Genomic DNA, 26,896 nt, shown 5'->3' with positions numbered 1-26,896 from the left:
TCGCGGTCCGGTCTAAGGTCCACTTCCATGACGTCTTCGGGGACCAATCAGCCACCCGGTACGGCCTCGGGGGGCGGAGGACCGGGCGCTTCCGCCGCCTGGGAACTGCTGCTCCCCGTCGCGTCCATCCCCTCACGCCGACGAGGGCGCGCGCTGCAGGCGGCCCTGCGTGATGCCGTGCGTTCGGGCCGGCTGCCGGCCGGGACCCGTCTTCCGGCCAGCCGTGCACTCGCCGCCGACCTCGGGGTGTCGCGAGGGCTGGTGACCGAGGCCTACGAGCAGCTGACGGCGGAGAGCTACCTCCGCGCCGGACGGGGTGCGGGCACCTGGGTGAGCGGATCGGTGCGGCCGGCCGCCGAGGAGGCCCGGGATCTGTCACCGCGCGCGCCCGGCGCACGGGTGGACTTCCGTCCGGGCACCCCGGATCTCGCGCTCTTCCCGCGGAGCGCCTGGGCCGCGGCTCACCGCACGGTCCTGGACCGGCTGCCGCACAGCTCCCTCGGCTATCCGGATCCGCGAGGCCTGCCGGAACTGCGCGTGGCGCTGGCGTCCCTGCTCACCAGGCGCCGAGGTGTGGTGGCCGATCCGGAGCGGGTCGTGGTGTGTTCGGGGGTGGCCCAGGCCACGACTCTGCTCGGGTTCGTCCTGCGCGGGCGTGGTGCGGCGACGGTGGGTGTCGAGGATCCCGGAAGCCCCGAGCACGCCTCACTGTTCGCCTCCACCGGCCTGACGGCGGTTCCGCTGCCGCTCGACGACGAAGGGCTGGCGGTGGGACCACTGATGCGCTCCGGCGTTCGCACCGTGGTCACGACCCCGGCTCATCAGTTCCCCACCGGCATCGCGTACTCCGCCGGGCGACGCGGTGCGCTGCTCGACTGGGCCCGGAGCACCTCGGGTCTGATCATGGAGGATGACTACGACGGCGACTTCCGCTACGACCGGGCGCCTGTCGGGGCGTTGCAGGGTCTGGATCCCGAACACGTCGTGTACACCGGCTCGGTCAGCAAGTCCCTCGCACCCGGCCTGCGTCTCGGCTGGCTGATCGCCCCCGCGTCGATGACGGACGAGATCGTCGCCCGCAAGCGCACGATGGACCTCGGCAATCCGTCGGTCGACCAGGCGGTACTGGCGGACTTCGTCGCGGGCGGCGGCTACGACCGGCAGCTGCGCCGCTGCCAGCGCGCGTACCGGGAGCGCCGCGATTCACTGACGGCAGCCCTGGCCGAGCACTTCCCCGGGACGGAGGTCAGCGGGATCTCCGCGGGTCTGCACATCATCGCCCGGCTGCCCGAACGGTTCGGTCCGCAAGGCGAGTTCCTGCGTCGGGCGGCGGCCGCCGGTATCGCGCTGCGTCCGCTGAGCCAGTGCACGGCTGGCGAGCCGGAGGACGACTCGGTCCGTCTGGTACTGGGCTACGCCCATCTGGCGCCCGCCGCCGTCGAGCACGGCGTCCGGCTTCTGGCCGAGGCGGTCCGCAGGGATCCCGCGGACCGGGACCCGGCGCTCCAGGTCGCGTATCGGATGTGGATCAATGGTCAGTGATGGCCGTCCATGGCCCGGAACCAGGATCGTCCGCCTGACGCGGGCCTGAGGAGGTGCGTGAAAATGGCCGCCGTGGTGCTCGTTCACGGCCTGTACCACTGTCCGGAGCACTTCGCCGTGGTCGCGGAACGCCTGCGGGCCGCAGGAACCGACGTTGTCGTTCCCGAGCTCCACCGAGGCTCACTGCCCGCTGACACAGCCGCGGTCCAGGCAGCCGTCGACTCGCTGCACGAGCCTCCGGTCGTGCTCGGTCACTCCTACGGCGGGTCAGTGATCACCGGGCTGCGCGGAGCGGGCCACCTGGTCTATCTGGCGGCCTTCGTGCCCGATGCCGGCGAGAGCGCGGCCGGTCTGGGCGGGGCGGCCCCGCAACTCCAGGAGGCGATCAGGCCTGAGGCCGACGGCTTCACCAGCCTGCACCCCGGCCGGGCTGTCGACACCCTCTACGGCGACTGTCCCGGACCTCTCGCCGACCGGGCGGCCGGCCTGCTGCGTGCACAGGCCCCCGGCTGCGGGCGGGGAGTCCCGGAACGCCACAGCTGGAAGCACACTCCCTCCACCTACGTCATCTGTGGGCAGGACCGGGCCATCGACCCGGTCCTGCAACGGAAGATGGCCTTGCGCTGCACCGACGCGCGCGAGTGGCAGACGGGGCACTCCCCGTTCGTAGGGCAGCCCGGTCTCATCGTCGAACTCCTCCAGGGACTGCTCGCCACCGACACCCCGCGCACGGGGGATGAAGGAGTCCCAACCGCTCGTCGACGACTGCGATGAGGGCGGTCGCTCCACGGCCCGGGGCGGACCGACCCGTTGTTCATCTGCGGTTGGCGTGCCGGCCGCCGCCGGGGACTAGGTATGAGTCTGCAGATCAGCCTGTACCGACCCGCTGTTCCGGCAGCCCCTCTCGCCCCTGGAGGCGCATCGATGTCGAACCGTCCGCTCATCCCGGCCCCGGGCCGCCGCACCGTGCTGCGCGGCTCGCTCCTGGCCTCGGCCGCGGTCGCCGTGCCCGCAGCGGTCACCGCACCCGCCTTCGCACTGTCGGGCCGGCCGAGCGCGTCGTGGGGCGTGCAGGTCGGTGATGTGACGGCGTCGTCCGCCCTGGTGTGGGTGCGTTCGGACCGCCCCGCCCGGATGGTGGTGGAGACATCCGCGACCGAGTCGTTCCGGCGCGCGCGCACGTGGCACGGCCCCCTGATCGGCGCCCGTACGGACTTCACCGGCACGACCCCGCTGCACGGACTGCCGGCCGGCGAGCAGGTGCACTACCGGGTCACGCTCGCGGACCCGCACGACCCCCGACGCACCGGCAAACCGGTGTACGGCACCTTCCGAACCGCTCCCGCCGTCCGCCGTGACGGAGTGCGGTTCCTCTGGTCCGGCGACATCGCGGGACAGGGGTGGGGCATCAACCCCGACATAGGCGGCTACCGGGTGTACGACGAAATGCGCCGCCTGGACCCTGACTTCTTCCTGTGCAGCGGGGACAACATCTACGCCGACGGGGTGCTCGAGCCCAGCGTGACGCTGCCCGACGGGCGGATCTGGCGCAACATCACGACCCTGGAGAAGTCGAAGGTCGCCGAGACCCTGGACGAGTACCGCGGGAACTTCCGGTACAACCTGCTCGACGACAATCTGCGGGCGTTCAACGCTCAGGTTCCCTCCATCATCCAGTGGGACGACCACGAGGTGCGCAACAACTGGTACCCGGGCCAGATCCTCGACGACGCCCGCTACACCGAGAAGAACGTGGACCTGCTGGCGGCGCGTTCGATGCGTGCGTTCCGCGAGTACTTCCCGGTGCCCACACTGCAGGGGGCGCCGAACGAGAGGCGCATGCACCGTGTGGTGCGGCACGGTCCGCTGCTCGATGTGTTCGTGCTGGACATGAGGTCCTTCCGCAACGCCAACTCCCCCGGCCGCCGGCCCGACGACACCACGGGCATCCTGGGCTCCGAGCAGCTGAACTGGCTCAAGCGGGAGCTCTCGCAGTCCCGTGCCGTGTGGAAGGTGATCGCCGCCGACATGCCGCTGGGGCTGGTGGTCCCGGACGGGGCCACGGACTTCGAGGCGGTCGCGCAGGGCGACCCGGGCGCACCGCTGGGCCGGGAGCTGCAGATCGCCGAGCTGCTGCGCCACATCAAGCACCGGCGTATCACCGGTACCGTCTGGCTGACGGCCGATGTGCACTACACCTCCGCTCAGCATTACGCCCCCGAGCGCGCGGCCTTCAAGGACTTCGCACCGTTCTGGGAGTTCGTCTCGGGCCCGCTGGCGGCCGGCAGCTTCCCCGCGAACGCACTGGACGGCACGTTCGGCCCGGATCGAGTCTTCGTCCGGGCACCGGACCGGGCGAACGTGTCCCCCATGGAGCAGCCGCAGTTCTTCGGGGAGGTCGACATCGACGGCGGGAGCGGGGAGCTGACGGTGAGGCTCCGGGCGCAGGGTGGCACGGTCCTGTTCAGCAAGGTGCTGCAGCCGGGGCGCACCGGGCAGTGAGCGGGGCTCGGGCCTGGTGCCGGACCGGGCACGACCTCGGCGAGGCCATGAGGACCGGCGAGGACCAGGACACGGAAAAGGTGCTGAAGACGACCAGATCCACACGTAACCCATCAGTCACAATGCGTTCGTGACCAGGCAACACCGTTCGGTCACAGTGAAGACATGACTGATGTGACATCCGCGAAGAGTGCCCGCCGTCCGCACCACTGGCGGCGGGACCTGATCGAGCTGGCCGCGCTCTTCACGGCGGTCGCCGTGGCCGACGCGATCGCCAACCTGATCGGGCACCAGCCCGACGGCCCCTATCTGCTCGTGGCCTCGGCCGTGGCCCTGGTCGCCACGGCCGCCTTCCACACCTGGTGGGCACGGCGGCACAGCCACGCACCGCCCCCGGACACCGATACCGGCGCCGATGCGGACATCCCCTCCGCCGGCGCCGACGAGGCCGTCGAAACGGTGCTGTGGCGGATGCGGACGACCGTGCGGGACGCCCCCGGCACCCTGGCAGCCCTCTGCATCGCCCTTGCCCGCCACCGGATCGACATCCTCACCCTGCAGACCCACCCGCTGGCCGAGGGCACGGTCGACGAGTTCCTGCTGCGTGCGCCGGCGGCGCTGCCGGCCCAGCAGCTCACCCGGGAGATCTCCGCCGCCGGCGGGTCCGCCACCTGGATCGAGCGCGCGGACGCTCACGACCTGGTGGACACACCCACCCGGGTCCTCGGCCTGGCCACCCGGACAGCGCTGGACGCGGCCGAGCTCCCGCTGGCTCTGCGCCAGCTCCTGGGCCGGTGCACGATCCACTCGCTGCCGGCCCTGTCGATCACCGGCCGTCCCACCGGGGAGAGCGCCCCGGTGGAAGGCGTCCTGGAGGACACCGTGATGAGGCTGCGGGATCCCTCGGGCGGTGTCATCACCGTCGAGCGTCCCTACCTCCCCTTCACCCCGACGGAGTTCGCCCGCGCCCGGGCCCTGGTCGAGCTCGACGCACGCCTGGGCCCGCGCGTACCGCGCAGCGAGGACGTCCTCACCCTGCCGGAGGGCAACGAGATCACCGTGCGCCGCGCGGACCGCGGCGATCTCGACGCGGCCCTGGCCATGCACGGCCGCTGCTCCGAGCAGACCCTCGGTCTGCGCTATCACGGTCCTGTCCGTGACGCCGACCGCTATCTGGACCACCTGCTGAGCCCCCGCTTCGGCCGCACACTCGCCGTGCAGACGGCCTCCGGCCGGCTGGTGGCGCTCGGCCATCTGCTCTGGGACGGGGACGAGACCGAGGTCGCCCTCCTCGTCGAGGACGACTGGCAGCGCCGCGGTATCGGTTCCGAGCTGCTCGGCCGGCTGGTGGCCCTGGCCGTCGAGGCGGGCTGCGAGAGCGTGTACGCGGTGACACAGGCCCACAACACGGGGATGGTGGCCGCCATGCGGGCACTCGCGCTGCCTCTCGACTACCAGATCGAGGAGGGCACCCTGGTCGTCACCGCCCGGCTCACCGCGGCTCCCGCCCAGCAGTTCGCGCAGCCGATGACGGAAGCGGTGACCCGGTCGGGGGCAGCGTCGTCGTCCCGACCGCTCCCCCGGACCGAGCCGCTCCCCCGGACCGAGCAGGCGGAACAGCACCTCCGTCGCTGAGCGCCTGACACAGATCCGCCCAGAGGTCCTCGACATCCTCGAGGCCGACCGACATACGCAGCAGCCGGTCACCGACACCCGCGGCCCTCCGGTCTCCCTCACCCACGATGCGGTGGCTGATGGAGGCCGGATGCTGGATGAGCGTGTCGACGCTGCCGAGGCTGACGGCCGGCGTGATCAGCCGGACTCCCGCGATGATCCGGTGCGGATCGCCGAACACCTCGAAGGACACCATCGCGCCACCCACCTCGGGGTAGTGGACCCGCGCGACACGGGGATCGGCGGAGAGCCTCCGGGCCAGTTCCGCCGCGGCGGCCGACGCGGCCCGGATCCGTACGGGCAGCGTGGCCAGCCCGCGCAGCAGCAGATAGCCGGCCATGGGGTGCAGTACGCCCCCGGTGGCGAACCGCACCTGCCGCAGGGTCGCGGCGAACTCCTCGTCGCAGGCGACGACGCCGCCCATCACATCGCCGTGACCGCCCAGGTATTTGGTGGCGCTGTGCAGCACGATCCGGGCGCCCTGTTCGAGCGGCCGCTGCAGCACGGGCGTGGCGAAGGTGTTGTCGACGAGGAGCGGCACGGAGCCGCAGGAGTGGGCCACGGCCCGGATGTCGATCTCTGCCAGCGTCGGGTTGGCGGGCGTCTCGACCATCACCAGTCCGGTGTCCGGGCGTATCGCTTCGGCGATGCCCGCCGGATCCGTCCAGGTCACCTCGGTGCCCAGCAGCCCTGCGCTCAGAAGGTGGTCGCTGCAGCCGTAGAGCGGACGCACCGCGACCACGTGGCGCAGCCCCAGGCTCGCGCGGGCCAGCAGGACGGCGGTGAGCGCCGCCATTCCGCTGGCGAAGGCGACTGCGCTCCCGGCGCCTTCGAGCCGGGCCAGTGCCGTTTCGAAGCGTGCCGTCGTCGGGTTGTCCAGCCGTGCGTACACGGGCGGGCCGTCGGGCCTGGCTCCGGTGGCGGCGAAGGCGTCGATGCGCTCGGCCTCGCCCCGGGAGTCGTACGAGGGATAGGTGGTGGACAGATCGATCGGCGCGGCGTGCAGACCGAGAGAGGCGAGATCGTCGCGTCCGGCGTGCACGGCTTCGGTGGCGAGCGCTCTGGACCGGAAGGAGGGCTGGGATGCCAGCGAGGTGGCTTCGGTGTCCATGTCACCAGCCTGAACAGTGACCGGCCGATGGTGCCCGGATGCCGTGCTACGTTCGCCCGATGTCTGAATCCGTCGCTCTGGATCCGGTCGATCTCCATATTCTGCGCCTCCTGCAGAACGATGCGCGGACGACGTACCGGGAGCTCGCCGCCGAAGTCGGAGTGGCCCCGTCCACGTGTCTGGACCGCGTGGCACGGCTGCGCCGGTCCGGTGTGATTCTCGGGCACCGGCTACGGCTCGATCCGGCGCGGCTCGGCCGCGGTCTCGAAGCGCTCCTGCTGGTCCAGGTCCGACCGCACCGCCGGGAGCTCATCGGTCCGTTCGTCGAACGGATCAGGGCGCTCCCGGAGTCCCGGGCGTTCTTCCACCTCACCGGACCCGACGACTACCTGGTGCATGTGGCGGTCGCCGACCCGACGGATCTGCAGCGCCTGGTGCTGGACGAATTCACCTCACGCCGTGAGGTGGCACGCGTGGAGACCCGGCTGATCTTCCAGCAGTGGGAATGCGGTCCGTTGATGCCGCCAACGGCGGACGTGCGGAATCCATCCGTCGTCCCGGAGGCGCGTCGCGGTTCCTCCGCGACATAACCGGTCCTCGCCCGGCCGAAGTCCTGTTCCCCCGTGACGTGAAGGCCTTCGGCGTAAGAGGATGTCCACATGTCAGACACATCGAGCAGCGCACTGCCGCGCCAGGTCGCCGACGCCTACGTCGACGCATACATCGAACTCGACCCGATCACCGGTACATACCTCGGTGTAGCGGAAAGCTCCCGTCGGCTGCCCGATTTCTCGCCCGCCGGCCAGGACGCCATGGCCGCTCTCATCCGCAGCACCCTCGTGGAACTCGACGCCGCGGAGCAGCTGCCGGGCGCGGACGCCGACGAGGAAAGGCGTTGCGCACGGCTGCTGCGGGAACGCCTGACGGCCGAACTAGCCGTCCATGAGGCCGAGGAGGGGCTGCGGGCCGTTTCCAACATCCACTCCCCGGCCCACAGTCTCCGTGATGTGTTCTCGGCGACGCCGACGGCGACGGACGAGGACTGGGCCGCGATCGTGGACCGCCTGCGCGCGGTACCGGCCGCGCTGGAGGGGTATCGCGCCTCGCTCGCGCTCGGTCTGGAGCGCAAGCTGTACGGCGGCCCGCGCCCGGCCGCGACGTTCATCGGTCAGCTGGGGACCTGGGCGGGGGAGGACGGCCCGGGCTTCTTCCAGGACTTCGTGGCCGAGGGGCCCGCATCACTGCGCACGGAGCTTGACGACGCCGCCGGGCAGGCCGCCGGGGCGCTGGTCGCGCTGCGGGACTGGATGAAGGAGGTGTACGCCCCCGCGATCGAGGGCGCTCCGGACACCGTCGGCCGCGAACGCTACGCCCGCTGGTCGCGCCTGTTCAACGGCACGGATCTGGATCTCGACGAGGCGTACGCGTACGGCTGGTCCGAATACCACCGGCTGCTGGCCGAGATGAAGACCGAGGCGGACAAGATCCTCCCGGGCGCTGGCCCTTGGGAGGCGCTCGCCCATCTCGATGTGCACGGCAAGCACATCGAGGGCGTGGAAGAGGTCCGGGTCTGGCTGCAGAGCCTGATGGACGAGGCCATCGAGGCGCTCGACGGCACCCACTTCGAACTCGCCGAACGCGTAAGGAAGGTGGAGTCCCGGATCGCTCCCGCGGGAGGCGCCGCCGCTCCGTACTACACCGGCCCCTCGGAGGACTTCTCCCGGCCCGGCCGCACCTGGCTCCCCACCATGGGCGAGACCCGCTTCCCCGTCTACGACCTGGTGTCCACCTGGTACCACGAGGGCGTACCGGGCCACCACCTGCAGATCGCGCAGTGGACGCACGTCGCCGACAGCCTCTCGCGCTACCAGGCGTCGGTCGGCCAGGTCAGCGCCAACGCCGAGGGCTGGGCGCTGTACGCCGAGCGGCTCATGGACGAACTGGGCTTCCTGCCCGACGCGGAGCGCCGCCTCGGCTACCTGGACGCGCAGATGATGCGTGCCTGCCGGGTGATCGTCGACATCGGCATGCATCTGGAGCTGGAGATCCCCGCGGACTCGCCGTTCCATCCGGGTGAGCGGTGGACCCCGGCTCTGGCCGAGGAGTTCTTCGGCAGCCACAGCGGCCGGCCGGCCGACTTCGTGGAGAGCGAGTTGACCCGCTATCTGTCGATGCCGGGACAGGCGATCGGCTACAAGCTGGGCGAGCGGGCCTGGCTGCTGGGCCGGGAGAACGCCCGGAAGGCCCACGGCGACGCGTTCGACCTCAAGGCCTGGCACATGGCGGCCCTTTCGCAGGGGTCGCTCGGCCTGGACGACCTGGTGGACGAGCTGTCCAGGCTCTGATCGCGGCGGGGCCGGGGCCGGTGCGCGATCACCGGCGCCCGGCCCGCTCCTCCCTCTCCCCCGCCGACGGTCCGAAGGACGATCCCCGCATGACTCCGCCCGGCTTCCTGTTCTGCCGCGACCCGCTGCGGCCGCGGCGCCCCGATCCTCTGTTCGCCCAGGAGGAGTCCGCAGCACGGCGCGTCGGTGCGCAGACCGTCATGATCGATCACGACGCGCTTCTCGCCGGAGATCCGGAGACCGCTGTCGGCCGGGTGCGGCGGGACTCGGGGCCGTACTGGTACCGCGGCTGGATGATTCCGCCCGCTCGTTACGCGGAACTGGAGCGCGCCCTCGTCGCCCGAGGCTGCTCCCTGCTCACCGACGCCTCCGCATACCGCACCGCCCATGAACTCCCCGGCTGGTACGAGTCGTTCACCGAGCTCACCCCGCGCAGTGTCTGGCGCTCCCTGCCCGCCGGAGAGGTTCAGCCGGATCCCGGCGTCTGGTCCGGCCTCGCCGGGGCTCTCGGGTCCGGCCCCGGCATCGTCAAGGACTTCGTGAAGTCCCGTAAGCACGAATGGCATGAGGCGTGCTTCGTGCCGGAGCTGAGGGATACGGACCGGCTCGCCACCGTCGTCGGCCGATTCCTCGAACTGCAGGGGGACTTCCTGGCCGGCGGAGTGGTGCTGCGGGCGTACGAGCCGTTCGTGCCGGGCGGTGAGGCACGGGTGTGGTGGGTGGACGGCGAAGTCGCGCGGGTGACAGCTCATCCGGACACGCCCGGCCGGCTGCCTGCGCCGGGCCTCGACACCGTCGGCGAGGCCGTGCGCGCCCTCGGCTGCCGGTGGGTGACCACCGACATGGCGCTCCGGGAGGACGGGGTGTGGCGGGTGGTGGAGGTCGGTGACGGTCAGGTCAGCGGCCTGCCCGCCGACGACGACGGCGAGGGCCTGTTCCGCGCGCTCCTCGTGCCCTGAGCCCGCCGGGCGGCTGCTCCCCCTCGCTCGCCTGGGCGCCCGTTCCGACCCGGAGACGATCCGTGGGGCGCCGCCCGTTCAGCAGCCGCAGTCCTCTGCGTCCACGGGCGCGGTGAGCGGGTCGGCGGTGCGCCGCTCCGGTCCCTCCCAGGTCTCGAAGGCGAATCCCTCGCGTACCCAGTATTCGAATCCACCGAGCATCTCCTTGACCTGGTAGCCGAGTTCGGCAAGTGCCAGAGCGGCCCGGGCCCCTCCGTCGCAGCCCGGTCCCCAGCAGTACGTGACCACCGGGACGGCCGGGTCGAGCAGCCCGGCCGCCTGCTCCGCCATGAGGGCGGTCGGCAGGTGCACCGCGCCGGGGACGTGCCCCTGGTCCCAGGACGCGGTGGAGCGGGAGTCGAGTACGACGAATCCGGGGTCACCGCCGGCCTCCAGGGCGGCGGCCACATCGGACACGTCCGCGTGGAACGCGAGCGAGGCACCGAAATACGCGGCAGCGGCTGCCGGGGAGGCGGGCGGTACGCGGAGGACGGGGTTGCCGCTGGTGAGCGTCTGTGAGGTCATGACCAGAAATCTACGGCCGGTCCACGATCGCCGGAAGCAGTGATCCCCGGCACATCGCTTGATCCCCAGGGGATTCCCCTGTTGTCTGGCGCCCATGACCGAGTATTCCCCGGACGCCACGGACTGGCGCATCCTCGACGTCCTGCAACGCGACGGACGCGCGACCTTCGCCGAGCTGGCCCGCGCCGTGGCGATGTCCCCCAGCGCCGTCACCGAGCGAGTACGCCGTCTCGAGGAGCTGGGAGTGATCAGCGGATACACCGCGGTGGTGGACCCGGAACGGCTGGGTCTGCCGATCCTCGCCCTCGTACGACTGCGCTACCCGAACGGCAACTACAAGCCGTTCCACGATCTGACGGACTCCACACCGGAGATCGTGGAGGCCCACCATGTGACCGGGGACGACTGCTTCGTCCTGAAGGTGACCGCCAGGTCGATGCGCCATCTGGAGGAGGTCACGGGGAGGATCGGCACCCTCGGCTCCGTGACCACCAGCATCGTGTACTCCTCGCCCCTCCCCCGTCGGGCGATCAGCCGCTGAGCGTGCCGGCAGCCCGGTGGACCACGGCCGACCCGTGCCGCTCCTTCACCACCTCGAGCTGGGCGGGGATGCGTCGGCGCAGGTCGCCCACGTGGCTGACAATGCCGACACTGCGGTCACGCTCCCGCAGCGAGTCCAGGACGTCGAGCACCTCGTCCAGCGTCTGTTCGTCCAGGCTGCCGAAGCCCTCGTCGATGAAGAGCGTGTCCAGACGGGCGCCGCCCGCCTCGTCCGTCACCACATCGGCGAGGCCGAGAGCCAGGGCGAGCGAGGCGAAGAAGGTCTCTCCGCCGGACAGGGTCGCCGTGTCGCGCTCCCGGCCCGTCCAGGAGTCGACGACGTGCAGGCCGAGCCCCGCCCTGCGGGCCCCGCTGCGGTCGTCGGAGTGGACCAGCGTGTAGCGGCCCGACGACATCCGCTGGAGTCGGGCGGTCGCCGCGGCGGCCACCTGTTCGAGGCGGGCCGCCAGTACGTACGCCTCCAGCCGCATCTTGCGCTCGTTGTCCGCCGAGGTGCCCGCGGTCAGCCCTGCGAGACGGGCCACCCTTTCGTACTCCTGCCGCAGTGGCCCCAGGGATCGCACCTCCTCCTCGGCGCGGCGTGAGAGCCGGCCGAGCTCCGCGCCGCGCTCCTGAGCAGCGGCGTGCGAGGCGGCGCTGCCGCGCAGCGCCTTCGCCGACAGGTCGTACGCCGCCTGCGCCGCGTCCGGCGTGGCGGCCGGCCGGCCGGCGGCGGCCTTGGCGTCCTCCTCGGCGAGACGGTCGGCGACCGTGGCGGCCTCCGTCTGCCAGGCGTCGATGCGGTGCTGGAGCTCCCGCTGCGCGGTGTCGCCGAGGATCTTCGCGGCGGCAGCCTGCGGCGTGTCGAATCCGGCCCGGAACGCCGCGTCGGCAAGCCTGCCGTCGGCCTCCTTGAGACGCTCGGCCGCCCCTTGCTCGGCGCGGAGCGCCTCGGCGGCGTCGGCCAGCAGTCCGGCACGGCGCTCCAGCAGCCCCGCGTGCTCGGCCACGGAGGCGCAGGCACCACGGGCCTTGACCAACTCGGCCTCCAGCGCCGCCTGCTCACGGTCGAGCGCTTCCCGCTGCGAGGTACGGGCAGCGGTACGCCGCTCCGCCTGCTGCCGGTCGTCGAGCCGGCCGAGGTGCTCACGCTCGGCGGCGGCGAGGGCTTCCCTGGCCGCATGCGTTCCCGCGGCCGAGCGGTGCGCGTCCGTGTGCTCCCGGGTCAAGCGGTCCACGACCGACCGCAGTTCGGCCACGGAAACGGGAGCCCGGTCCGTCGACCCGGGTGCGCCGGTTCCCTCCTCCGGAGCCGCCGCGTCCGCCCGCGCCGCCGCAAGGCGTTCACGCAGGACCCCGAGCTCGCCCTCCGCCTCCGCACGGACCCGGTCGGCCCGCTGGTGGGCGGCGAGCGCCGCCTCCTCCGTGGCCCGGTCCACATGCCCCGCCTCCGCGCGGGCCGGCTCCGGGTGCTCGGCCGAGCCGCACACCGTGCAGGCCACCCCGTCGACGAGCTGACCGGCCAGTTCCGCCGCGATGCCGCGCAGCCGCTGCTCCCGCAGCGCCAGCCACTTCTCGTGCGCGTCCACCGCGCTCTCACGCGCGGCGGTCAGGGCCACCGCCGCCGTCTCCTCCTGCGCGCCGAGAGAGTCACGCCGGCGTGCCGCCTCAAGCCTCCTGCGCGCGGGGGCGAGCCGGCCGGCCAGCTGTTCCGCGCGGGTCGCGGCGTCCTGCGCCGTCTCGATGCGTTCCCTGAGGCTCCGGTGGGTGGTGTCCCAGCCGGCCAGCCATTGCGCCGCGTCCTGGAGCAGTTCGTCGTCCGAACGGGACTGCCTTTCCAGACCGGACCGTTCGGCGTCGATCTCCCTGCTGCGCCGCTCGGCGCGGCGTGCGGCGTCGAGCGCGCCCAGCTCCGCCCGGAGTCCGCGTTCCCTTCCGGCCAACTGCTCGGGGCCTGCCTCGGCCAGTTCGGACGGCAGGCCGGCGCGGGACCGCTCACATGCCGCGAGTGCCGTGCGGTGGGCCCGCTCGGCCTCGTCGCGCAGGTCGAGCGCCGGGGCGACCAGGTCCGCCTTGCGCGCGCGGGCCAGTTGTTCGTGGCAGCGGTCGCGCTCCGCGCGGCGGTCCTCCAGCCCTGCGGCACGGCGACGGCTCTCCTCGTACCGCTGCTGAAGCCGGGCGAGTTCACGCTCGGCCTCGAATGCGTGGCGCGCGGCGGCGTTCCGGTCCTCGGCCCCGGCCAGGACGCACTGGGCGATGTCGAGCCGTTCGCGGGCACCACTGCGCGCGACGGCGGCCCATCGCAGGACCCCCTCGGCAAGACCGGGCTCACCGGGCCGCTCCTCCGGCGGCGCCACCTCGTCCGCCGCCGGACCGGCCGCCTGCGCGATGCGCTGGGCCAGGGCGAGGATCTGCTCGTCCCCAGCCCTGACCCGCGCTTCGGCCGCCCGTCGCAGTTCGGCCAGACGCTCCTCGACGGCCGCGAAACGGCGGGTGTCGAAGAGCCGGCCGAGCAGTTTGCCGCGTGCCTCCGCGTCGGCGCGCAGGAACCGTGCGAAGTCTCCCTGCGGCAGCAGCACCACTTGGCAGAACTGATCCCGGCTCATCCCGATGAGCCCGCCGATCTCCTCACCGATCTCCTGGTGGGAGCGGCTCAGGGCCTTCCAGCCGTGCTCGGGGTCGTACTCGCGCAGCCAGCTCTGCGCCTTCTCGGTCGTGAAGCCGCCGCCCCTCTTCTTCGGGCGGGGCTGGGCGGGTCGCCTGGTGACTTCCAGGCGGCGCCCTCCGACGGTCAACTCCAGGCACACCTCTGTCGGCCGGTCCACCGGGGCGTGGTCACTGCGCAGGGAGGTGCCGGGGCTCTGCCGGGCGCCGGGCACCGCCCCGTACAGGCCGTAGCAGACCGCGTCGAGCACGGAGGTCTTGCCCGCGCCGGTGGGGCCGTGCAGCAGGAAGATCCCGGCCGAGGACAGTGCGTCGAAGTCGACTTCCTGAGTGGCGCCGAAGGGGCCGAACGCGGTCAGGGTGAGCTTGTGGAGCCTCAACGGGACACCTCGCCGACTCCGTCGCCGACCCGCACGTCGTCGAAGGCGGCACGCAGCACCGTACGTTCCTGCTCACTGGGTCCGCTGCCGCCGCGTACATGGGCCACGAAATCCTCCGCCACCTGCTGGTCGTCACGCCCCTCGAGCCGCTGCGCGTACGACGCGAGGGGGTCCTGAGGGGCCCGCTCGGGGTCGAACACGAGGCTGAGGGTGTGCGGGAAGCGCTCGAGCAGTCGGGCCATCGGCTCGTCCGGCCGCGCGGGGTCGGTGAGGGTGGCTTCCACCCAGGATTCCCGGTGCCGTTCGAGGGCCGGGTCGTCGAGCAGCGTGCCGAGGCGGCCGCGGAGCCGCGTGAGCGGGCGCGGCGCCGGGCAGTCGACGCGTTCGGCGACGAGCTCTCCGCCGGGGGCGAGGTCGATCAGCCACATCGTCTTGCGGTGGGCGTGCTCGGAGAAGGAGTACGCGAGCGGCGAGCCCGAGTAACGCACGCGTTCCGTGACCTTCTGACAGCCGTGCAGGTGACCGAGCGCCGCGTAGTCGACACCGTCGAAGACTCCCGCGGGGACGGCGGCGACACCGCCGACCGTGATGTCGCGTTCACTGTCGCTGACTTCACCGCCCGCCACGAACGCATGAGCCAGGACCACGGACCGGGTGCCGTCGGGCCGGGTGGCGAGATCGGCCCTCACCCGGTCCATCGCCGCCGTGAGGACGGCTTCGTGCCCCGCCTTCGCGGCGCCCAGGCTGTCCTTGACGAGGGCCGGCTCGAGATAGGGCAGTCCGTAGAACGCCACGTCACCGTGGGGATCGTGCAGCATGACCGGAGTGGCGCAGTCACCGGGGTCGGTACGCAGATGGATCCCGGCCCGCGCGATCAGCCCGGCGCCGACGCCCAGCCTGCGGGCCGAGTCGTGGTTCCCGGAGATCATGACGGTCGGTACTCCGGCGGCGGCGAGCCGGTGCAGAGCGTCGTCGAAGAGCTGGACGGCCGACAGCGGCGGAACAGCCCTGTCGTAGACGTCGCCCGCCACCACGACCACGTCGACGGAGTGCTCCCGCACCGTCTCGACGAGGTGGTCGAGGAAGGCCGCCTGGGCGTCGAGCATCGAAACGCGGTGGAACGACCGCCCCAGGTGCCAGTCCGAGGTGTGCAGAATCCTCACGACATCACTCCGACCGCTCCGACCTGCATGTTCCTCTTCCTCCACCGCGCCGCGCAGCTGGTCCGGCATCCGCCCGGCCGCGCTCCGCGGCCGGACCGACCACGCTGATGCGGCGCGGCGCCGGATCCCTCGTCCGGCTCAGACATCCCCGTACGCCTCGCCACCGAGTTCGAGCGTCGCGGAGCCTGCGGTGGCGTCCGCCAGCCAGGCCCTGAAGCCGTCGACGTCGGCGTCCGGCAGTCCGATCGCGATGGTCACCGCCTCCGTGTAGGTCACCTCGTGGACGGCCACACCCGTGGCGCGCAGATCGTTCTCCAGCTTGCCCGCACGCTGGTGGTCGACGGTGACGGTGGCGAGGCGGAACCGGCGGCGGGTGGTGGTGCCCAACGCGTCGAGCGCTTCGCCGACCGCCCCTCCGTACGCCCGGATCAGTCCGCCCGCACCGAGCTTCACACCGCCGAAGTAGCGCGTGACGACGGCGACGGCGTACCGCACCTCGCGCCGCATGAGCATCTGCAGCATGGGGACGCCCGCCGTCCCGCCGGGCTCCCCGTCGTCACTGGCCTTCTGCACGGAGGCATCGGCGCCGATGACGTAGGCGAAGCAGTTGTGGTTGGCGGTGGGGTGCTCCTTGCGGACGCGCGCGACGAACTCCTGCGCCTCCTGCTCGGTGGCGGCGGGGGCGAGCGCGCAGAGGAAACGCGATCGGCTGACCTCGGTCTCGTGCACGCCCGCGTCGGCGACTGTCCGGTACTGCTCCTGCATCCGTCCACCCTATGCGCCGGTCCGCCCGGTACTTTCACCCTCCCGTGGGGAATGGCCGGGCGGGGCCGTCCGTTGTCCGGGCATGTACGCAGACGATGAGACGGTTCGCAGGATCCTCCGGGACACGGGCGACACGTGGGCGGTGGTCGGCCTGTCCACCAACCGGTCCCGCGCGGCCTACGGGGTGGCCGAGGTCCTCAAGCGCTTCGGCAAGAAGGTGGTGCCCGTCCACCCCAAGGCGGAGCCGGTCCACGGCGAACAGGGATACGCCTCGCTGGCGGACATACCCTTCCCCGTCGACGTGGTGGATGTCTTCGTCAACAGCGACCTGGCGGGCGGTGTCGCCGACGAGGCGGTGGCGGCCGGCGCGAAGGCGGTCTGGTTCCAGCTCGGCGTGATCGACGAGGAGGCCTACGAGCGCACGCGCGCGGCGGGCCTCGCCATGGTGATGGACCGGTGCCCGGCGATCGAGATACCCCGCCTGAGCCCTCTCCGCTGACCGCTGACTCCCGCGTGCCCGCAGCCCGCTGCCCGCTGCCCGAAGCACCCTTCGGCACTCGCGGCGGCCGCCGCTCGGAAGGCGTGGTGTCGCGGAAGGCCCCGGGCGGGGAGAATGTCCGCCGTGACACAGCATCTCCTCCTCGGTGGTGAACGCACCGCCCAGCTGTACGAGCTCGGCGTGCGGCGCGGTGGTGTCCTGCTGGTGCACGCCTCGATGCGCGCCGCGGGCGGGGACGCAGGGGACATGGCCCGTGCGCTGCGCCGGGCTCTGGGCCCGGAGGGGACGCTGGTCGTCCCTGCCTTCACCCCGGAGAATTCCGACACCTCGCGCGCCTACCTGGACCGCGTCCGCGGCCTGAGCGACGAGGCCGGTGCGGCGGTGCGTGCGGCGATGCCCGCGTTCGACCCGGCGGCCTCTCCCGCACCCACGATGGGCGCGCTCGCCGAGACGGTTCGGCTGTCTCCGGGCGCACAGCGCAGCGGCCACCCGCAGACCTCGTTCGCCGCGCTCGGCCAAGCGGCCGCGAAGCTGCTCGCCGGCCACCGGCAGGACTGCCACCTGGGCGAGGACTCCCCCCTCGCCCGGCTGTACGAGGCCGATGCGCAGGTCCTGCTGCTGGGCACGGGCTTCGACAGCTGCACCGCCTTCCACCTCGCGGAGTACCGCCGCCCCGCCCCGCCCCGCCGCCTCTACCGCTGCGTGGTGGCGTCGGAGGACGGACGCCGCTGGTGGGAGTACGAGGACATCGCTCTGGACGACAGCGACTTCGCCGGCCTCGGGGACGAATTCGTCCGTGCACGGACCGGAGCGGTCAGCACCGGCCAGGTGGGGGCGGCGCGCAGCCATCTCTTCCCCCTCCGTACGGCCGTGGACTTCGCCGCGGAATGGTTCGAGGACCGCCGGACCAGCGACTGTTGAGCCTTCCGGCCCGGTGCTCCTCACACACCCGCCGTCGCGGATCGCGTCTGGCCCTCTCAGACCCCGAGGCCCTCCAGCAGGACCGCTCCCGGCAGCGCCGCCAGCGCCTTGCCCGGGACGATCAGCTTGCCGCGGCGGCGGCCGCTGCCGATCAGGACCCATTCCGCGTCCGCCACCGCGGGGTCGACCAGGAGGGGCCAGGCAGCCGGGAGGCCGATCGGCGTGATCCCGCCGTACTCCATGCCGGTCTCGCCGACCGCCACGTCCATCGGGGCGAACGATGCCTTACGGGTCCCGAGGTGCTTGCGCACCGCCCCGTTCACGTCGACGCGGGTACGCGAGAGGACCACGCACGCGGCCAGGGTGGTGTCGCCGCCCCGCTTGCCGGCCACCACGACGCAGTTGGCCGACTCATCGAGCAGTTCGGCGCCGTAGTGCTCGACGAACACAGCCGTGTCCGCGATCTCGGGGTCGGTGTCGACGTAGACGACCGACTCGGCGGGGATGCCGCCCCAGCCGGCCGCGATCGCCTTCGCGACGGGCGGTGTGAGCAGGTCCAGCCGGTCGGCGGCGGGAGAGACATCGCTGAAGGTACCCAGGGGCGCGCGCATGCCGCCCACGCTAACAGCGCCTCGCGAACCACTCACTTGCCTTCCCTGCGAACCGGTGGGATCGATACGGCCATGGTCAGGTCGGCGGGCTCGGAGCCGTCGTTGCGGTAGCTGTGCGGCACATGGGCCTCGAACGTCGCGGAGGTGCCGGCGGGCACCGCGTGCGCCTCGCCGTCGACGATCAGGGTCAGTTCACCCGCCGTGACGTGGAGGAGTTCCACCGTTCCTTCGGGGTGCGGGTCGGAGGCGCTGCTGTCGCCGGGCATCAGATGCCAGGACCAGAGCTCGATCGGTCCGCCTGCCTCCGTGCCGACCAGCAGCGTGGTCGAGCTGCCGGCCTCCGTCGACCACATGCGCACCGCCTGGCTCTCGGGCACCAGTCGCACCTGAGATCCCTGCTCGTAGTCGAGCAGCGTGGTGATGCTGACGCCCAGCGCGTCGGCGAGCTTGACGGTGGTGCCGACGCTCGGGTTCGTACGCGCCTGCTCGATCTGGATGATCATGCCGCGACTGACCCCCGCTCGGGCCGCGAGAGCGTCCAGGGTGAAACCGCGCTCACCCCGCCAGCGCTTGAGGTTACGCGCGAGCGACTGGGTGAGCTGATCGAGGTCAGACACATTCCGTCCAATATCCTGGATGACATAGTCGAAAATACTGCACTACGGTGTGGTGCACCCACCCGACCACCGCACTGTACTGCGAGGCACCCGATGACAGCACTGTTCGCCCTGGCCACGAGCCTGCTGTGGGGGTTGGCCGATTTCGGGGGCGGACTGCTGACCCGGCGCACGCCCGCTCTCACCGTGGTGGTCGTGTCGCAGTGCATCGCCGCCACCGTCCTCGGGATCGTCGTGATCGCGACCGGCGCCTGGAGCGAGGCCGGGGGCCGGCTCTGGTTCGCCGTCGCGGCCGGGGCCGTCGGCCCGGTCGCGATGCTGAGCTTCTACAAGGCGCTGGCACTGGGTCCGATGGGCGTGGTCTCCCCGCTCGGCTCCCTCGGAGTGGCGGTCCCGGTGGGAGTGGGCCTGCTCGTCGGCGAGCGTCCCGGGCTGCTCCAGTTCGCCGGAGTGGCGGTCGCCGTCGCGGGGGTCGTCCTGGCCGGAGGTCCGCAGCTGCGCGGCGCGCCCGTGCAGCGCCAGGCGGTCGTACTGACCCTGTTGGCCGCTTTCGGCTTCGGAGCGGTGATGGCACTGATCGCGGAGGCGTCCACGACCGTGACCGGTCTCTTCCTCGCTCTCTTCGTCCAGCGGGTCACGAACATCGCGGTCGGCGGAACGGCACTGTACGTCTCCGTGCGCCGCGGCGGCCGCGCGCTGCCCGAGGAGGGCGGGATGGACGTCGTACGGGCCGCCCTGCCCGCACTCGCCTTCGTCGGACTCGCCGATGTCGCGGCCAACGGCACCTACTCGATCGCCGCCCAGCACGGCCCGGTCACCGTGGCCGCCGTCCTCGCCTCGCTGTATCCCGTGGTGACGGCGCTGGCGGCGCGAGGCGTTCTGGGTGAGCGGCTCCGTGGGGTCCAGGCGGCGGGCGCGGGCCTGGCCCTGCTCGGAACGCTCCTGCTGGCGACCGGCTGAGGGGCCCCGCGAACCGGCGGGCCCATTCCACAGGGCCCGATACGCGCCGGACCGAAGATGTCAGGCCCCTTCGACCGGGTCTTCCAGCAGCAGCGCCACGGCGGCCAGCTGCTCGGACGTGACCCCGTCGGGGATCGGAATCGGCGCGGGGGTACGCAGCGGCGGCTGCCAGCCCTTCTCGGGATCCCAGCTCCGCACCGTTCGGGCGGGCGCCCCCGCCACCACCGCGTGGTCGGGGACCTCGCCGCGTACGACGGCTCCCGCCGCGACCACCACGTTGCGGCCGAGCCTGGCCCCCGGAAGGATCACCGCTCCGGTGCCGATCCAGCACCCGGGTCCGATGACGACCGGCTCCATGCGCGGCCACTGCTTGCCGACCGGCTCGTGGGGATCGTCGTAACTGTGGTTGGTGGAGGTGATGTAGACGTACGGACCGCAGTACGTGTCCGAGCCGATCGACACGGAGGTGTCGGCGATGACATGGCTGCCCCGGCCCAGCACCACACCGTTGCCCAGGGTCAGGATGGGCTCGGATCCCAGATCCAGATCGGGCATCAGGCCGGCCGTGAGCGTCACCTGTTCACCGATGATGCAGTGGTCGCCCAGCTCGATCCACGGCTCTCCGAAGACCGTGCCCTGCGGGAAGGCGAGCCGGGTTCCCGTGCCGATACGACTGAACCGCAGCCGCCCGGGGTGCTGTGCGGTGACCGCTCCGGTCTCCTGCGCCCACGCCCAGACGCGGTGGACGGCGCGGGACGTGACACCACGCCGCCAAAGGGCCAGGGAGGAGAACAAGTTCCGGTTCTTCGGCACCCGCTCACGGTAGTCGGCCCGGCCGGAGCGGATCCGCGCGACGGGCTGTGACATTCACCCCACCTGTCCGGGGCGCCGGGACCGTCCATTACGGTTCGTGCGGAGCACGGGGCGCCGAGCGCACCACACCCCACCGGAGGAGCAGGCGATGGCAGAGCAGGCATTGGTCACCGGCATCGGCGGCAAGGAGCCGGACATCGACCCGGACGCCTTCCTCGCACCGACCTCCGTCGTCATCGGCGAGGTGTCGATGGCCGCGGGCTCCAGTGTCTGGTACCACGCCGTGCTGCGCGGCGACGGCGGCCCGATCTCCCTGGGCCCCGACAGCAACATCCAGGACAACTGCAGCGTGCACACCGACCCCGGCTTCCCGCTGACGGTGGGCGCCAGGGTGTCGGTCGGGCACAACGCCGTACTGCACGGCTGCGTCATCGAGGACGACGTCCTGGTCGGCATGGGCGCCACTGTGCTCAACGGCGCGCACATCGGTGCGGGTTCACTGATCGCGGCGCAGGCCCTCGTGCCGCAGGGGATGCGGGTGCCGCCGGGCTCCCTCGTCGCCGGTGTGCCCGCCAAGGTCAAGCGGGAGCTGACCGCCGAGGAACGTGAGGGCATTGCCTTCAACGCGGCCGGCTACGTGGAGCTGGCGAAGGCCCACCGCGAGGCGCACCGGCAGGGCTGACAGCCGCGGGCGGGGCCGGAGCGGCCCCGGGCGAGTGCGGTCCCCCACGTGCGGGGCCGGCCTCGCCCGCGGGCCGTTTCGGATCAGTCGGCCGCGCGGACCGCGTCCGGCTCGGGCGCCGGAACCGGGAGGTCGGCCTGTTCCGCGGCCTTCTTGGCCCGGTTCTTCAGCACCAGCATCGAGATCACGCCGATCAGCACGGCGGCGAGCAGCCCCAGCCACGAGAAGCGCTTGAGCCATGCCTCGGCGACGACGCCCACCGAGTAGATGACGGCTGTGGTGCCGCCGGCCCAGACGATTCCGCCGAGCACATTGGCGATCAGGAACTTCCAGTACGGCATGCGCAGCACACCGGCCAGCGGCCCCGCGAAGATCCGGAGCAGTGCGACGAAGCGGCCGAAGAAGACCGCCCACATGCCCCACTTCTCGAACGACCGCTCCGCCAGTGCGATCTGGGGAGCCCCGAAGTGCTTGGGGAACTTCCCGCCGAGCCACGCGAGCAGTGGGCGCCCTCCCCTGCGGCCGATGGCGTAGCCGATCGAGTCACCGATGATCGCTCCGGCCGACGCACAGGCACCGAGCACCACGGGGTCGATGTCGCCGTGCTGGGAGGCGAGGAGCGCCGAACTCACGAGGACGATCTCGCCGGGCAGCGGGATACCCAGACTCTCCAGCCCGATGACGACCCCCACCAGGAGGTAAATGCTGACCGCCGGTACGGTCTCGAGCCACTCCTGGACGTGCATCGCCGGTCCTCCCGTAAGAAATCTGCCGCCGCGCACCACGGGTGGTGCACGGCGGGCAGCCTACCGGGCCGGACGGGCGGAGCGGGCGCCGCGGCTCCCCGACCGGGGCGCGGGGGGCCGGTCGGCGGTCAGCGGTTCGGACGCAGCGTCCAGACCACGCTCATCTCGCTGGTCACGGCGCCGTCGGCGCGCCGGATCTCGACGCTCACGGGAAACTCCGGACGCTTCCCCTCGTCCAGTTCCGCGACGACCTCCGAGGCCGGGCGGCCCAGGACCGCGGTGGCGGTGAGTTCGCCCATGGCCACCTTCTTGAAGGCCATCTCCGTGGTGACGGGCAGCGGAACGGCCCGTGCCATCTGGTCGCCGAACGCGGCGACGACGATCGCGCCGCTCGCCGACTCGGCGAGTGTGAACATCGCTCCGGCGTGGGGTCCGCCGAGGTGATTGTGATATTCGGCGCGGTCGGGGAGCGAGAGGACAGCGCGCTCAGCGGTCGTCTCCAGGTATTCGATGCCGAGGGTCCGGACCATCGGGACGCTCGCGGACAGGATGTCGCCGACTGTCATCTCTTCAGTGCTCATGACGGGGGATGTTACTTGTGAGTAGCAGTCTTTGACCATCCCCTCACAGGGGCGCCCGTAGCAGAGGGCGCCCCTCCCCTCTATGGTTACTGGCCATGTGGCCAGGACAGCAGCCGCCCGGGGGCGAGCAGAACCCGCAGGACCAGAATCAGAACCCGTACCAGCAGCCGGGGTACCAACAGCCGAATCCCTATCAGCAGCCGGGATATCAGCAGCAGGGTCAGCCAGGGCAGCAGCCGGGTTACCCGCAGCCCAACCCGTACCAGCAGCCCACCGTGCCGCAGTACGCCGTACCGGGCGGGCCGGGCGGCCCGCAGCCGGACGACAAGAAGAAGACGACGATCGTCGCCGTCCTCGCGGCGACCGCGGTCGTCATCGCCGCGGTCGTCACCGGTGTCGTCGTCATGAACAAGGACGACAAGGGCGGCTCGGACGTGGCCGACGACAAGGCGTCCTCTTCGCCGACCGCGAAGGCGTCCGACGCCGCGTCCTCCCCCGCGGCGAACCCGCGGGGCGGCGAGGACGCCGCGCCCACGATTCCGGGCTGGAAGGTCGTGACCAACCCCAAGTGGGGCACGCAGTTCGACGTGCCCGGTGACTGGGAGATCGCCGGCACCGGTGTGATCTCGGGCTTCGAGGACGTGAAGGACCCCACGGGCCCGCCGGCGGTCGGCTTCTCCGCTCCCGCGCACCTGAAGAGCAAGTGGTGCAGCGACGACACGGACAAGGACGGCAAGCAGGAGGACACCGGCCTGGCCGGTGTCGGCACCAAGGGCGCCCAGGGTGCCAAGAACACCGACGAGGCAGCCACGAACGAGGCTGCCAACTGGGTCTGGGCCGCCTACGCGCAGGAGGACCCGAAGGAGAAGGTCAAGATCGGCAAGCCCGCGCCGTACACGACCAAGTCGGGCCTCTCGGGCAGCGTCGTCACGGCCACCGCCACCGGGCTGGCCAACAAGAACAAGTGCGACACCGACGGCAAGTCGATCGCGTTCACCTTCAAGAACGCCAAGGACGAGTACTCGTCCTGGATCCTCTACGCCAACGCCGGTGTCGCCGACGAACTCCCGGACGCCACCATCCAGAAGATCCTCAGCACGGTGCGCCTGGCGGAGAGCGCGGAGACCGCTTCCTGAGCCTCCGGCGCGCACGGCCGGGACCGCCCATTTGGCGGGAGGGGGCCGGGGCGGGGATAGTCCCTTGGTGACTTCCGCCTCGTCCTCCCCCTCCCCCACCCCGCGCTCCCTGCCGGCGGGCCGCAATTTCGGTCTGCTGACCGCCGCCGCGATCATCACGAGCCTGGGTACCAACGGCGCGCTGATCGCGGCGGCGTTCGCGGTTCTGGAGTCGGGCGGCGACGGCGGCGACGTCGGGCTGGTCGCCGCCGCGCGTACGGCGCCTCTGGTGCTGTTCCTGCTGATCGGCGGCGCCGTCGCGGACCGGCTGCCGCGCCACCGGGTGATGGTGGCCGCGAACACCCTCAACTGTGTCTCGCAGGCGGTGTTCGCCTGGCTGGTACTGACCGGCGACGCCCAGCTGTGGCACATGATGCTGCTGACTGCGCTCTGCGGTACCGGGCAGGCCTTCTTCGGTCCGGCCGCCGAGGGCATGCTGATGTCCAGCGTCAATGGCGAACAGGCGGCCCGCGCCTTCGCCTTCTTCCGGATGTCGATGCACGGCGCGGCCATCGGTGGCGCGGCGCTCGGCGGCGCCATGATCGCGGCAATGGACCCGGGCTGGGTGCTGGCGGTCGACGCGGCCGCGTTCGCCGTGGCCGGTGCGCTCCGCGCCTTCCTGGACGTGAGCCACATCCCCGCGCGCGCACCGGGCGGCGGGCTGCTCGCCGATCTTCGGGAGGGCTGGCAGGAGGTCGCCGGGCGTCCCTGGCTCTGGGCCGTCGTGCTGCAGTTCTCCGTGGTCGTGGCCGTCGTCGGGGCCGCCGAGGCGGTGTACGGACCGCTGGTGGCGAGGGACGAACTCGGGGGCGCCCGCCCCTGGGGCTTCGCTCTCGCGGCGTTCGGCGTCGGCACGCTGGGCGGGGCGCTGCTGATGATGCGATGGAAACCCCGGCGGCTGCTGCTGGCCGGGACGCTCTGCGTGTTCCCGCTGGCCCTGCCGTCCGCGGGGCTCGCGATCCCGCTGCCGGTGGCGGGCCTCTGCGCGGTGATGTTCGTGACCGGGGTCGCCATCGAGGTGTTCGGGGTCTCCTGGATGACGGCCCTCCACCAGGAGATCCCGGAGGAGAAGCTGTCCCGGGTCGCGGCGTACGACTGGTTCGGCTCGGTCGCCATGGTGCCGCTGGCCACGGCGGCGGCCGGCCCGGTGGAGACGCTCGTCGGCCGCAGCGAGGCCCTGTGGGGCTGCGCCGCCCTGATCGTGCTGGTGACGGCTGGCGTGCTGCTCGTCCCGGATGTACGGAATCTGACGCGCCGCAGCTCGGTGAAGAAGATCAGCGTGCCGGAGCCGTCCCGCGAGTCAGCCGATGCTGAAAGCCCCGTCGGGGGGCTCGGGTGAGGCCACGGCCTCACTGTCCCGCACCGGCTTCGCACCGCCGATGAGCCGGGTGAGCGCCGCACCGTGCTCGACCCGCGCGGGGAACGCGTCGGCGGCGCACAGCCTGGTGAGCCGTGCGAGGTCGAGAGGGTTCCGCGAGGCGAGCAGCACGGCGTTGCCGAAGCGCCGGCCGCGCAGGACGGCCGGTTCGGCGATCAGGGCGAGGTCGTCGAACACCGCGGCGAAGTTGGCCAGTTGCGACCGCAGGAAGGTGAAGGGAGCGCTGTCGGCCAGGTTGGCCGCGTAGACGCCGTCCCTCCGCAGGACCCGCCCGGCGGCCCGCGCGTACTCGACGGAGGTGAGGTGCGCCGGCACCCGTGCGCCGCCGAAGACGTCGGCGATGAGGAGATCGGCGGAATCTTCCGGCGCCTCCTCGATCCAGCCCCGGGCATCGGTGCCGTGCACCGTGATGCCGGCACCCTCGGGCAGCGGCAGATGCTCGGCGACCAGCTCGGCGAGCCCCCGGTCCGCCTCGGCAACATCCTGCCGCGAGCCGGGCCGGGTCGCCGCGACGTAGCGGGGGAGCGTGAGCGCGCCGCCACCGAGATGCACCGAGTCCAGCGGCGCACCCGGGGCTCCCGCAAGGTCCACGACGTGGCCGAGCCGTCGTACGTACTCGAATTCGAGGTGCTCCGGCTCGTCGAGATCGACGTACGACTGCGGGGCTCCGTCGACCGTGAGCAGCCAGGCCCGCTCCCGGTCGACGTCGGGCAGCAGCCTGGCGGTGCCGCAGTCGGTGTCGCGGATGACGGGTATCGGCTCGTTCACTCCCCCATTGTGACGGGCTCCGGGCCCTCCTCCCGCCGGGTCAGCCGTTCCACACCGCGGCGACCGCTTCGGTGTGGGCCGCGGACTGGGCGAGTCCGGCCCTGGCTGCCGCGGCACGGCGCGCGGGGTCCAGGGAGTTGCGGCCGATCGCCTTCCGGGTACCGGCGTCCGGGGTGATGACCTCGACGCGGGCACCCGCGGCCTCCAGTTCGGCGGCCTGCGCGCGGGGGGAGACGATCACCTTGTTGCCGCTCGCGGTGGGTGCGATCACGATCACGCGTTCGTAGCCGGCGGCGAGCTGGGCGTTGGCCGGGGAGTGCACGCCCCCGTCGATCCAGCTCCCGCCTCCGGCGCTGACCACGGGCCAGACCACGGGGACCGCGCAGCTGGCGGTGACCGCGTCGGCGAGCGCGACGGTGCCCGTCCTGTCGAAGGTGTGCAGCGCGCCGGTGGACGCGTCGACGGCGGTGACCAGCAGGTGCCGTTCCGGCCATTCGGGCGACGGAAGCCAACTCGCGATCATCTCCCGCCGTTCGGCCGCGGTCGCCGCGGGCCGGCTGTCGCGGGCCAGCGCGCCCAGCTTGCGGCCGTACTCGTCCGGCGTACTGGAGGAAAGGACCGCTCTCGCGTAGCGCAGGATGGTGACGGGGCCGAGACGGCCGGCCGCCCCGTTCGCGTCCTCCGGGGCGGCGAGCTGCCGCTCGTAGAGGTCGCCGACGCCCGCGGGTCCGAAGGCGAGCTGCGCCCCGACGATGGCACCCGCCGAGCTCCCGACGATCAGATCGGCGGTGGAGAGGTCGACGCCCGCCTTGGCGAGCCCGTGCAGGATGCCGCTTTCCCATGCGGTGCCGGTGACGCCTCCGGCACCCAGTACGAGAGCTGTGTCTGCCATGGCCCCCAGTCTGCCGCACAAGGCGCGGCCCGCCTCCCCGGGGT

At 72.0% G+C, this 26,896-nt stretch carries 25 protein-coding genes and 1 pseudogene; 14 read left to right on the top strand and 12 right to left on the bottom strand.

The features are described from left to right. Positions 1-27 precede the first annotated feature (27 nt). The 4 genes and pseudogenes from ACFWFI_RS07180 to ACFWFI_RS07165 all read left to right on the top strand — a co-directional run. Positions 28-1,542 carry a MocR-like pyridoxine biosynthesis transcription factor PdxR gene (locus ACFWFI_RS07180; protein WP_387386558.1) on the top strand — a complete coding sequence of 505 codons (1,515 nt, stop codon included), beginning with the start codon at positions 28-30 and terminating at the stop codon, positions 1,540-1,542. 63 nt (positions 1,543-1,605) lie between these two features. Continuing rightward, on the top strand, positions 1,606-2,316 hold the full coding sequence (locus tag ACFWFI_RS07175) for an alpha/beta fold hydrolase (protein ID WP_387386555.1): 711 nt from the start codon (positions 1,606-1,608) through the stop codon (positions 2,314-2,316). A 150-nt stretch (positions 2,317-2,466) separates the two neighbouring features. After that, positions 2,467-4,044: an alkaline phosphatase D family protein gene (locus ACFWFI_RS07170; RefSeq protein ID WP_387386552.1), complete on the top strand. Its 1,578-nt coding sequence runs from the start codon at positions 2,467-2,469 to the stop codon at positions 4,042-4,044. A gap of 174 nt (positions 4,045-4,218) precedes the next feature. Then, a pseudogene (locus tag ACFWFI_RS07165) lies at positions 4,219-5,565 on the top strand (GNAT family N-acetyltransferase); the annotation flags it as partial. Here the strand turns inward: ACFWFI_RS07165 and ACFWFI_RS07160 are convergent. Beyond that, positions 5,537-6,829, bottom strand: a complete 1,293-nt coding sequence (locus ACFWFI_RS07160; RefSeq protein WP_387386550.1) for a trans-sulfuration enzyme family protein — start codon at positions 6,827-6,829, stop codon at positions 5,537-5,539. The pseudogene ACFWFI_RS07165 and the gene ACFWFI_RS07160 sit on opposite strands and share 29 nt — an antisense overlap. Before the next feature lie 59 nt (positions 6,830-6,888). Here ACFWFI_RS07160 and ACFWFI_RS07155 point away from each other — a divergent pair, with 59 nt between their 5' ends. The 3 genes from ACFWFI_RS07155 to ACFWFI_RS07145 all read left to right on the top strand — a co-directional run bounded on the left by ACFWFI_RS07155 (position 6,889) and on the right by ACFWFI_RS07145 (position 10,133). Then, positions 6,889-7,419 (top strand): Lrp/AsnC family transcriptional regulator, encoded by a 531-nt coding sequence (locus tag ACFWFI_RS07155; RefSeq protein ID WP_387386548.1) that lies wholly within the window; start codon positions 6,889-6,891, stop codon positions 7,417-7,419. Between the two features lie 69 nt (positions 7,420-7,488). Then, positions 7,489-9,174 carry a DUF885 domain-containing protein gene (locus ACFWFI_RS07150; protein WP_387386545.1) on the top strand — a complete coding sequence of 562 codons (1,686 nt, stop codon included), beginning with the start codon at positions 7,489-7,491 and terminating at the stop codon, positions 9,172-9,174. An 89-nt stretch (positions 9,175-9,263) separates the two neighbouring features. Next, a complete protein-coding gene (locus ACFWFI_RS07145) occupies positions 9,264-10,133 on the top strand; it encodes an ATP-grasp domain-containing protein (RefSeq protein WP_387386542.1) in 870 nt (289 codons plus the stop codon). Positions 10,134-10,211: 78 nt separating this feature from the next. Here the strand turns inward: ACFWFI_RS07145 and ACFWFI_RS07140 are convergent, their stop codons facing one another. Further along, the gene (locus ACFWFI_RS07140) at positions 10,212-10,697 is read right to left on the bottom strand and encodes a rhodanese-like domain-containing protein (protein ID WP_387386540.1); all 486 of its coding nucleotides are present in this window, start codon (positions 10,695-10,697) and stop codon (positions 10,212-10,214) included. A gap of 94 nt (positions 10,698-10,791) precedes the next feature. On the opposite strand from ACFWFI_RS07140, the gene ACFWFI_RS07135 reads away from it, so the two are divergent. After that, a complete protein-coding gene (locus ACFWFI_RS07135) occupies positions 10,792-11,238 on the top strand; it encodes an Lrp/AsnC family transcriptional regulator (protein ID WP_387386537.1) in 447 nt (148 codons plus the stop codon). Here ACFWFI_RS07135 and ACFWFI_RS07130 read toward each other — a convergent pair. The 3 genes from ACFWFI_RS07130 to ACFWFI_RS07120 form a co-directional block, all read right to left on the bottom strand. Next, positions 11,228-14,281 carry an AAA family ATPase gene (locus ACFWFI_RS07130; RefSeq protein ID WP_387386535.1) on the bottom strand — a complete coding sequence of 1,018 codons (3,054 nt, stop codon included), beginning with the start codon at positions 14,279-14,281 and terminating at the stop codon, positions 11,228-11,230. The two genes, ACFWFI_RS07135 and ACFWFI_RS07130, sit on opposite strands and share 11 nt — an antisense overlap. After that, positions 14,278-15,444 carry an exonuclease SbcCD subunit D gene (locus ACFWFI_RS07125; protein WP_387386533.1) on the bottom strand — a complete coding sequence of 389 codons (1,167 nt, stop codon included), beginning with the start codon at positions 15,442-15,444 and terminating at the stop codon, positions 14,278-14,280. The genes ACFWFI_RS07130 and ACFWFI_RS07125 overlap by 4 nt, the downstream gene beginning before the upstream one ends. 138 nt (positions 15,445-15,582) lie before the next feature. Next, the gene (locus ACFWFI_RS07120) at positions 15,583-16,209 is read right to left on the bottom strand and encodes a YigZ family protein (RefSeq protein WP_387386531.1); all 627 of its coding nucleotides are present in this window, start codon (positions 16,207-16,209) and stop codon (positions 15,583-15,585) included. A gap of 82 nt (positions 16,210-16,291) precedes the next feature. On the opposite strand from ACFWFI_RS07120, the gene ACFWFI_RS07115 reads away from it, so the two are divergent. Together ACFWFI_RS07115 and ACFWFI_RS07110 are read left to right on the top strand one after the other, a co-directional pair. Next, positions 16,292-16,708: a CoA-binding protein gene (locus ACFWFI_RS07115; RefSeq protein WP_387386529.1), complete on the top strand. Its 417-nt coding sequence runs from the start codon at positions 16,292-16,294 to the stop codon at positions 16,706-16,708. 114 nt (positions 16,709-16,822) lie between these two features. After that, positions 16,823-17,629, top strand: a complete 807-nt coding sequence (locus ACFWFI_RS07110) for an AAC(3) family N-acetyltransferase (protein ID WP_387386526.1) — start codon at positions 16,823-16,825, stop codon at positions 17,627-17,629. A 56-nt stretch (positions 17,630-17,685) separates the two neighbouring features. Here ACFWFI_RS07110 and ACFWFI_RS07105 read toward each other — a convergent pair whose 3' ends face one another. Continuing rightward, positions 17,686-18,240 carry a YbaK/EbsC family protein gene (locus tag ACFWFI_RS07105; RefSeq protein WP_387386524.1) on the bottom strand — a complete coding sequence of 185 codons (555 nt, stop codon included), beginning with the start codon at positions 18,238-18,240 and terminating at the stop codon, positions 17,686-17,688. 32 nt (positions 18,241-18,272) lie between these two features. Next, on the bottom strand, positions 18,273-18,857 hold the full coding sequence (locus ACFWFI_RS07100; RefSeq protein WP_387386522.1) for a helix-turn-helix domain-containing protein: 585 nt from the start codon (positions 18,855-18,857) through the stop codon (positions 18,273-18,275). 93 nt (positions 18,858-18,950) lie between these two features. Here ACFWFI_RS07100 and ACFWFI_RS07095 point away from each other — a divergent pair, with 93 nt between their 5' ends. Further along, positions 18,951-19,817, top strand: coding sequence for an EamA family transporter (locus ACFWFI_RS07095; RefSeq protein WP_387386519.1), 867 nt, complete (start codon positions 18,951-18,953; stop codon positions 19,815-19,817). 60 nt (positions 19,818-19,877) lie between these two features. On the opposite strand, the gene ACFWFI_RS07090 is transcribed toward ACFWFI_RS07095, so the two are convergent. Continuing rightward, positions 19,878-20,630, bottom strand: a complete 753-nt coding sequence (locus ACFWFI_RS07090) for an acyltransferase (RefSeq protein ID WP_387386641.1) — start codon at positions 20,628-20,630, stop codon at positions 19,878-19,880. 148 nt (positions 20,631-20,778) lie between these two features. On the opposite strand from ACFWFI_RS07090, the gene ACFWFI_RS07085 reads away from it, so the two are divergent. Beyond that, entirely contained in the window at positions 20,779-21,312 is a 534-nt protein-coding gene (locus tag ACFWFI_RS07085) for a gamma carbonic anhydrase family protein (RefSeq protein ID WP_387386517.1), read from the top strand. A gap of 83 nt (positions 21,313-21,395) precedes the next feature. On the opposite strand, the gene ACFWFI_RS07080 is transcribed toward ACFWFI_RS07085, so the two are convergent. Then, on the bottom strand, positions 21,396-22,058 hold the full coding sequence (locus tag ACFWFI_RS07080; RefSeq protein ID WP_387386514.1) for a DedA family protein: 663 nt from the start codon (positions 22,056-22,058) through the stop codon (positions 21,396-21,398). Between the two features lie 128 nt (positions 22,059-22,186). Continuing rightward, positions 22,187-22,624 carry a DUF4442 domain-containing protein gene (locus ACFWFI_RS07075; RefSeq protein WP_387386638.1) on the bottom strand — a complete coding sequence of 146 codons (438 nt, stop codon included), beginning with the start codon at positions 22,622-22,624 and terminating at the stop codon, positions 22,187-22,189. A gap of 110 nt (positions 22,625-22,734) precedes the next feature. Between ACFWFI_RS07075 and ACFWFI_RS07070 the strand changes: the two genes are divergently transcribed. Both ACFWFI_RS07070 and ACFWFI_RS07065 read left to right on the top strand, forming a co-directional pair. Beyond that, positions 22,735-23,775 carry a hypothetical protein gene (locus ACFWFI_RS07070; RefSeq protein WP_387386512.1) on the top strand — a complete coding sequence of 347 codons (1,041 nt, stop codon included), beginning with the start codon at positions 22,735-22,737 and terminating at the stop codon, positions 23,773-23,775. A gap of 67 nt (positions 23,776-23,842) precedes the next feature. Next, on the top strand, positions 23,843-25,153 hold the full coding sequence (locus ACFWFI_RS07065) for an MFS transporter (protein ID WP_387386510.1): 1,311 nt from the start codon (positions 23,843-23,845) through the stop codon (positions 25,151-25,153). On the opposite strand, the gene ACFWFI_RS07060 is transcribed toward ACFWFI_RS07065, so the two are convergent. Together ACFWFI_RS07060 and ACFWFI_RS07055 are read right to left on the bottom strand one after the other, a co-directional pair. Continuing rightward, positions 25,115-25,960: a spermidine synthase gene (locus tag ACFWFI_RS07060; protein WP_387386508.1), complete on the bottom strand. Its 846-nt coding sequence runs from the start codon at positions 25,958-25,960 to the stop codon at positions 25,115-25,117. The two genes, ACFWFI_RS07065 and ACFWFI_RS07060, sit on opposite strands and share 39 nt — an antisense overlap. A 40-nt stretch (positions 25,961-26,000) precedes the next feature. Further along, on the bottom strand, positions 26,001-26,852 hold the full coding sequence (locus ACFWFI_RS07055) for a patatin-like phospholipase family protein (protein ID WP_387386506.1): 852 nt from the start codon (positions 26,850-26,852) through the stop codon (positions 26,001-26,003). Positions 26,853-26,896: the final 44 nt, after the last annotated feature.

The sequence above is a fragment of the Streptomyces sp. NPDC060209 genome (assembly GCF_042728155.1).
In the GTDB taxonomy this organism is placed as follows: Bacteria; Actinomycetota; Actinomycetes; order Streptomycetales; family Streptomycetaceae; genus Streptomyces.
The sequence above is the reverse complement of the archived record's forward strand: the minus strand, read 5'-3'. Positions and strand labels throughout refer to the sequence as shown.

Excerpts from the sequence above, each read along its gene's own strand:
- ACFWFI_RS07115 (WP_387386529.1), top strand. The coding sequence starts at position 16,292 with ATGTACGCAGACGATGAGACGGTTCGCAGGATCCTCCGGGACACGGGC.
- ACFWFI_RS07140 (WP_387386540.1), bottom strand. The coding sequence starts at position 10,697 with ATGACCTCACAGACGCTCACCAGCGGCAACCCCGTCCTCCGCGTACCG.
- ACFWFI_RS07175 (WP_387386555.1), top strand. The coding sequence starts at position 1,606 with ATGGCCGCCGTGGTGCTCGTTCACGGCCTGTACCACTGTCCGGAGCAC.
- ACFWFI_RS07150 (WP_387386545.1), top strand. The coding sequence starts at position 7,489 with ATGTCAGACACATCGAGCAGCGCACTGCCGCGCCAGGTCGCCGACGCC.
- ACFWFI_RS07155 (WP_387386548.1), top strand. The coding sequence starts at position 6,889 with ATGTCTGAATCCGTCGCTCTGGATCCGGTCGATCTCCATATTCTGCGC.
- ACFWFI_RS07135 (WP_387386537.1), top strand. The coding sequence starts at position 10,792 with ATGACCGAGTATTCCCCGGACGCCACGGACTGGCGCATCCTCGACGTC.
- ACFWFI_RS07110 (WP_387386526.1), top strand. The coding sequence starts at position 16,823 with ATGTCCGCCGTGACACAGCATCTCCTCCTCGGTGGTGAACGCACCGCC.
- ACFWFI_RS07080 (WP_387386514.1), bottom strand. The coding sequence starts at position 22,058 with ATGCACGTCCAGGAGTGGCTCGAGACCGTACCGGCGGTCAGCATTTAC.
- ACFWFI_RS07120 (WP_387386531.1), bottom strand. The coding sequence starts at position 16,209 with ATGCAGGAGCAGTACCGGACAGTCGCCGACGCGGGCGTGCACGAGACC.
- ACFWFI_RS07105 (WP_387386524.1), bottom strand. The coding sequence starts at position 18,240 with ATGCGCGCGCCCCTGGGTACCTTCAGCGATGTCTCTCCCGCCGCCGAC.
- ACFWFI_RS07095 (WP_387386519.1), top strand. The coding sequence starts at position 18,951 with ATGACAGCACTGTTCGCCCTGGCCACGAGCCTGCTGTGGGGGTTGGCC.
- ACFWFI_RS07075 (WP_387386638.1), bottom strand. The coding sequence starts at position 22,624 with ATGACAGTCGGCGACATCCTGTCCGCGAGCGTCCCGATGGTCCGGACC.
- ACFWFI_RS07180 (WP_387386558.1), top strand. The coding sequence starts at position 28 with ATGACGTCTTCGGGGACCAATCAGCCACCCGGTACGGCCTCGGGGGGC.
- ACFWFI_RS07160 (WP_387386550.1), bottom strand. The coding sequence starts at position 6,829 with ATGGACACCGAAGCCACCTCGCTGGCATCCCAGCCCTCCTTCCGGTCC.
- ACFWFI_RS07055 (WP_387386506.1), bottom strand. The coding sequence starts at position 26,852 with ATGGCAGACACAGCTCTCGTACTGGGTGCCGGAGGCGTCACCGGCACC.
- ACFWFI_RS07145 (WP_387386542.1), top strand. The coding sequence starts at position 9,264 with ATGACTCCGCCCGGCTTCCTGTTCTGCCGCGACCCGCTGCGGCCGCGG.
- ACFWFI_RS07070 (WP_387386512.1), top strand. The coding sequence starts at position 22,735 with ATGTGGCCAGGACAGCAGCCGCCCGGGGGCGAGCAGAACCCGCAGGAC.
- ACFWFI_RS07170 (WP_387386552.1), top strand. The coding sequence starts at position 2,467 with ATGTCGAACCGTCCGCTCATCCCGGCCCCGGGCCGCCGCACCGTGCTG.
- ACFWFI_RS07085 (WP_387386517.1), top strand. The coding sequence starts at position 20,779 with ATGGCAGAGCAGGCATTGGTCACCGGCATCGGCGGCAAGGAGCCGGAC.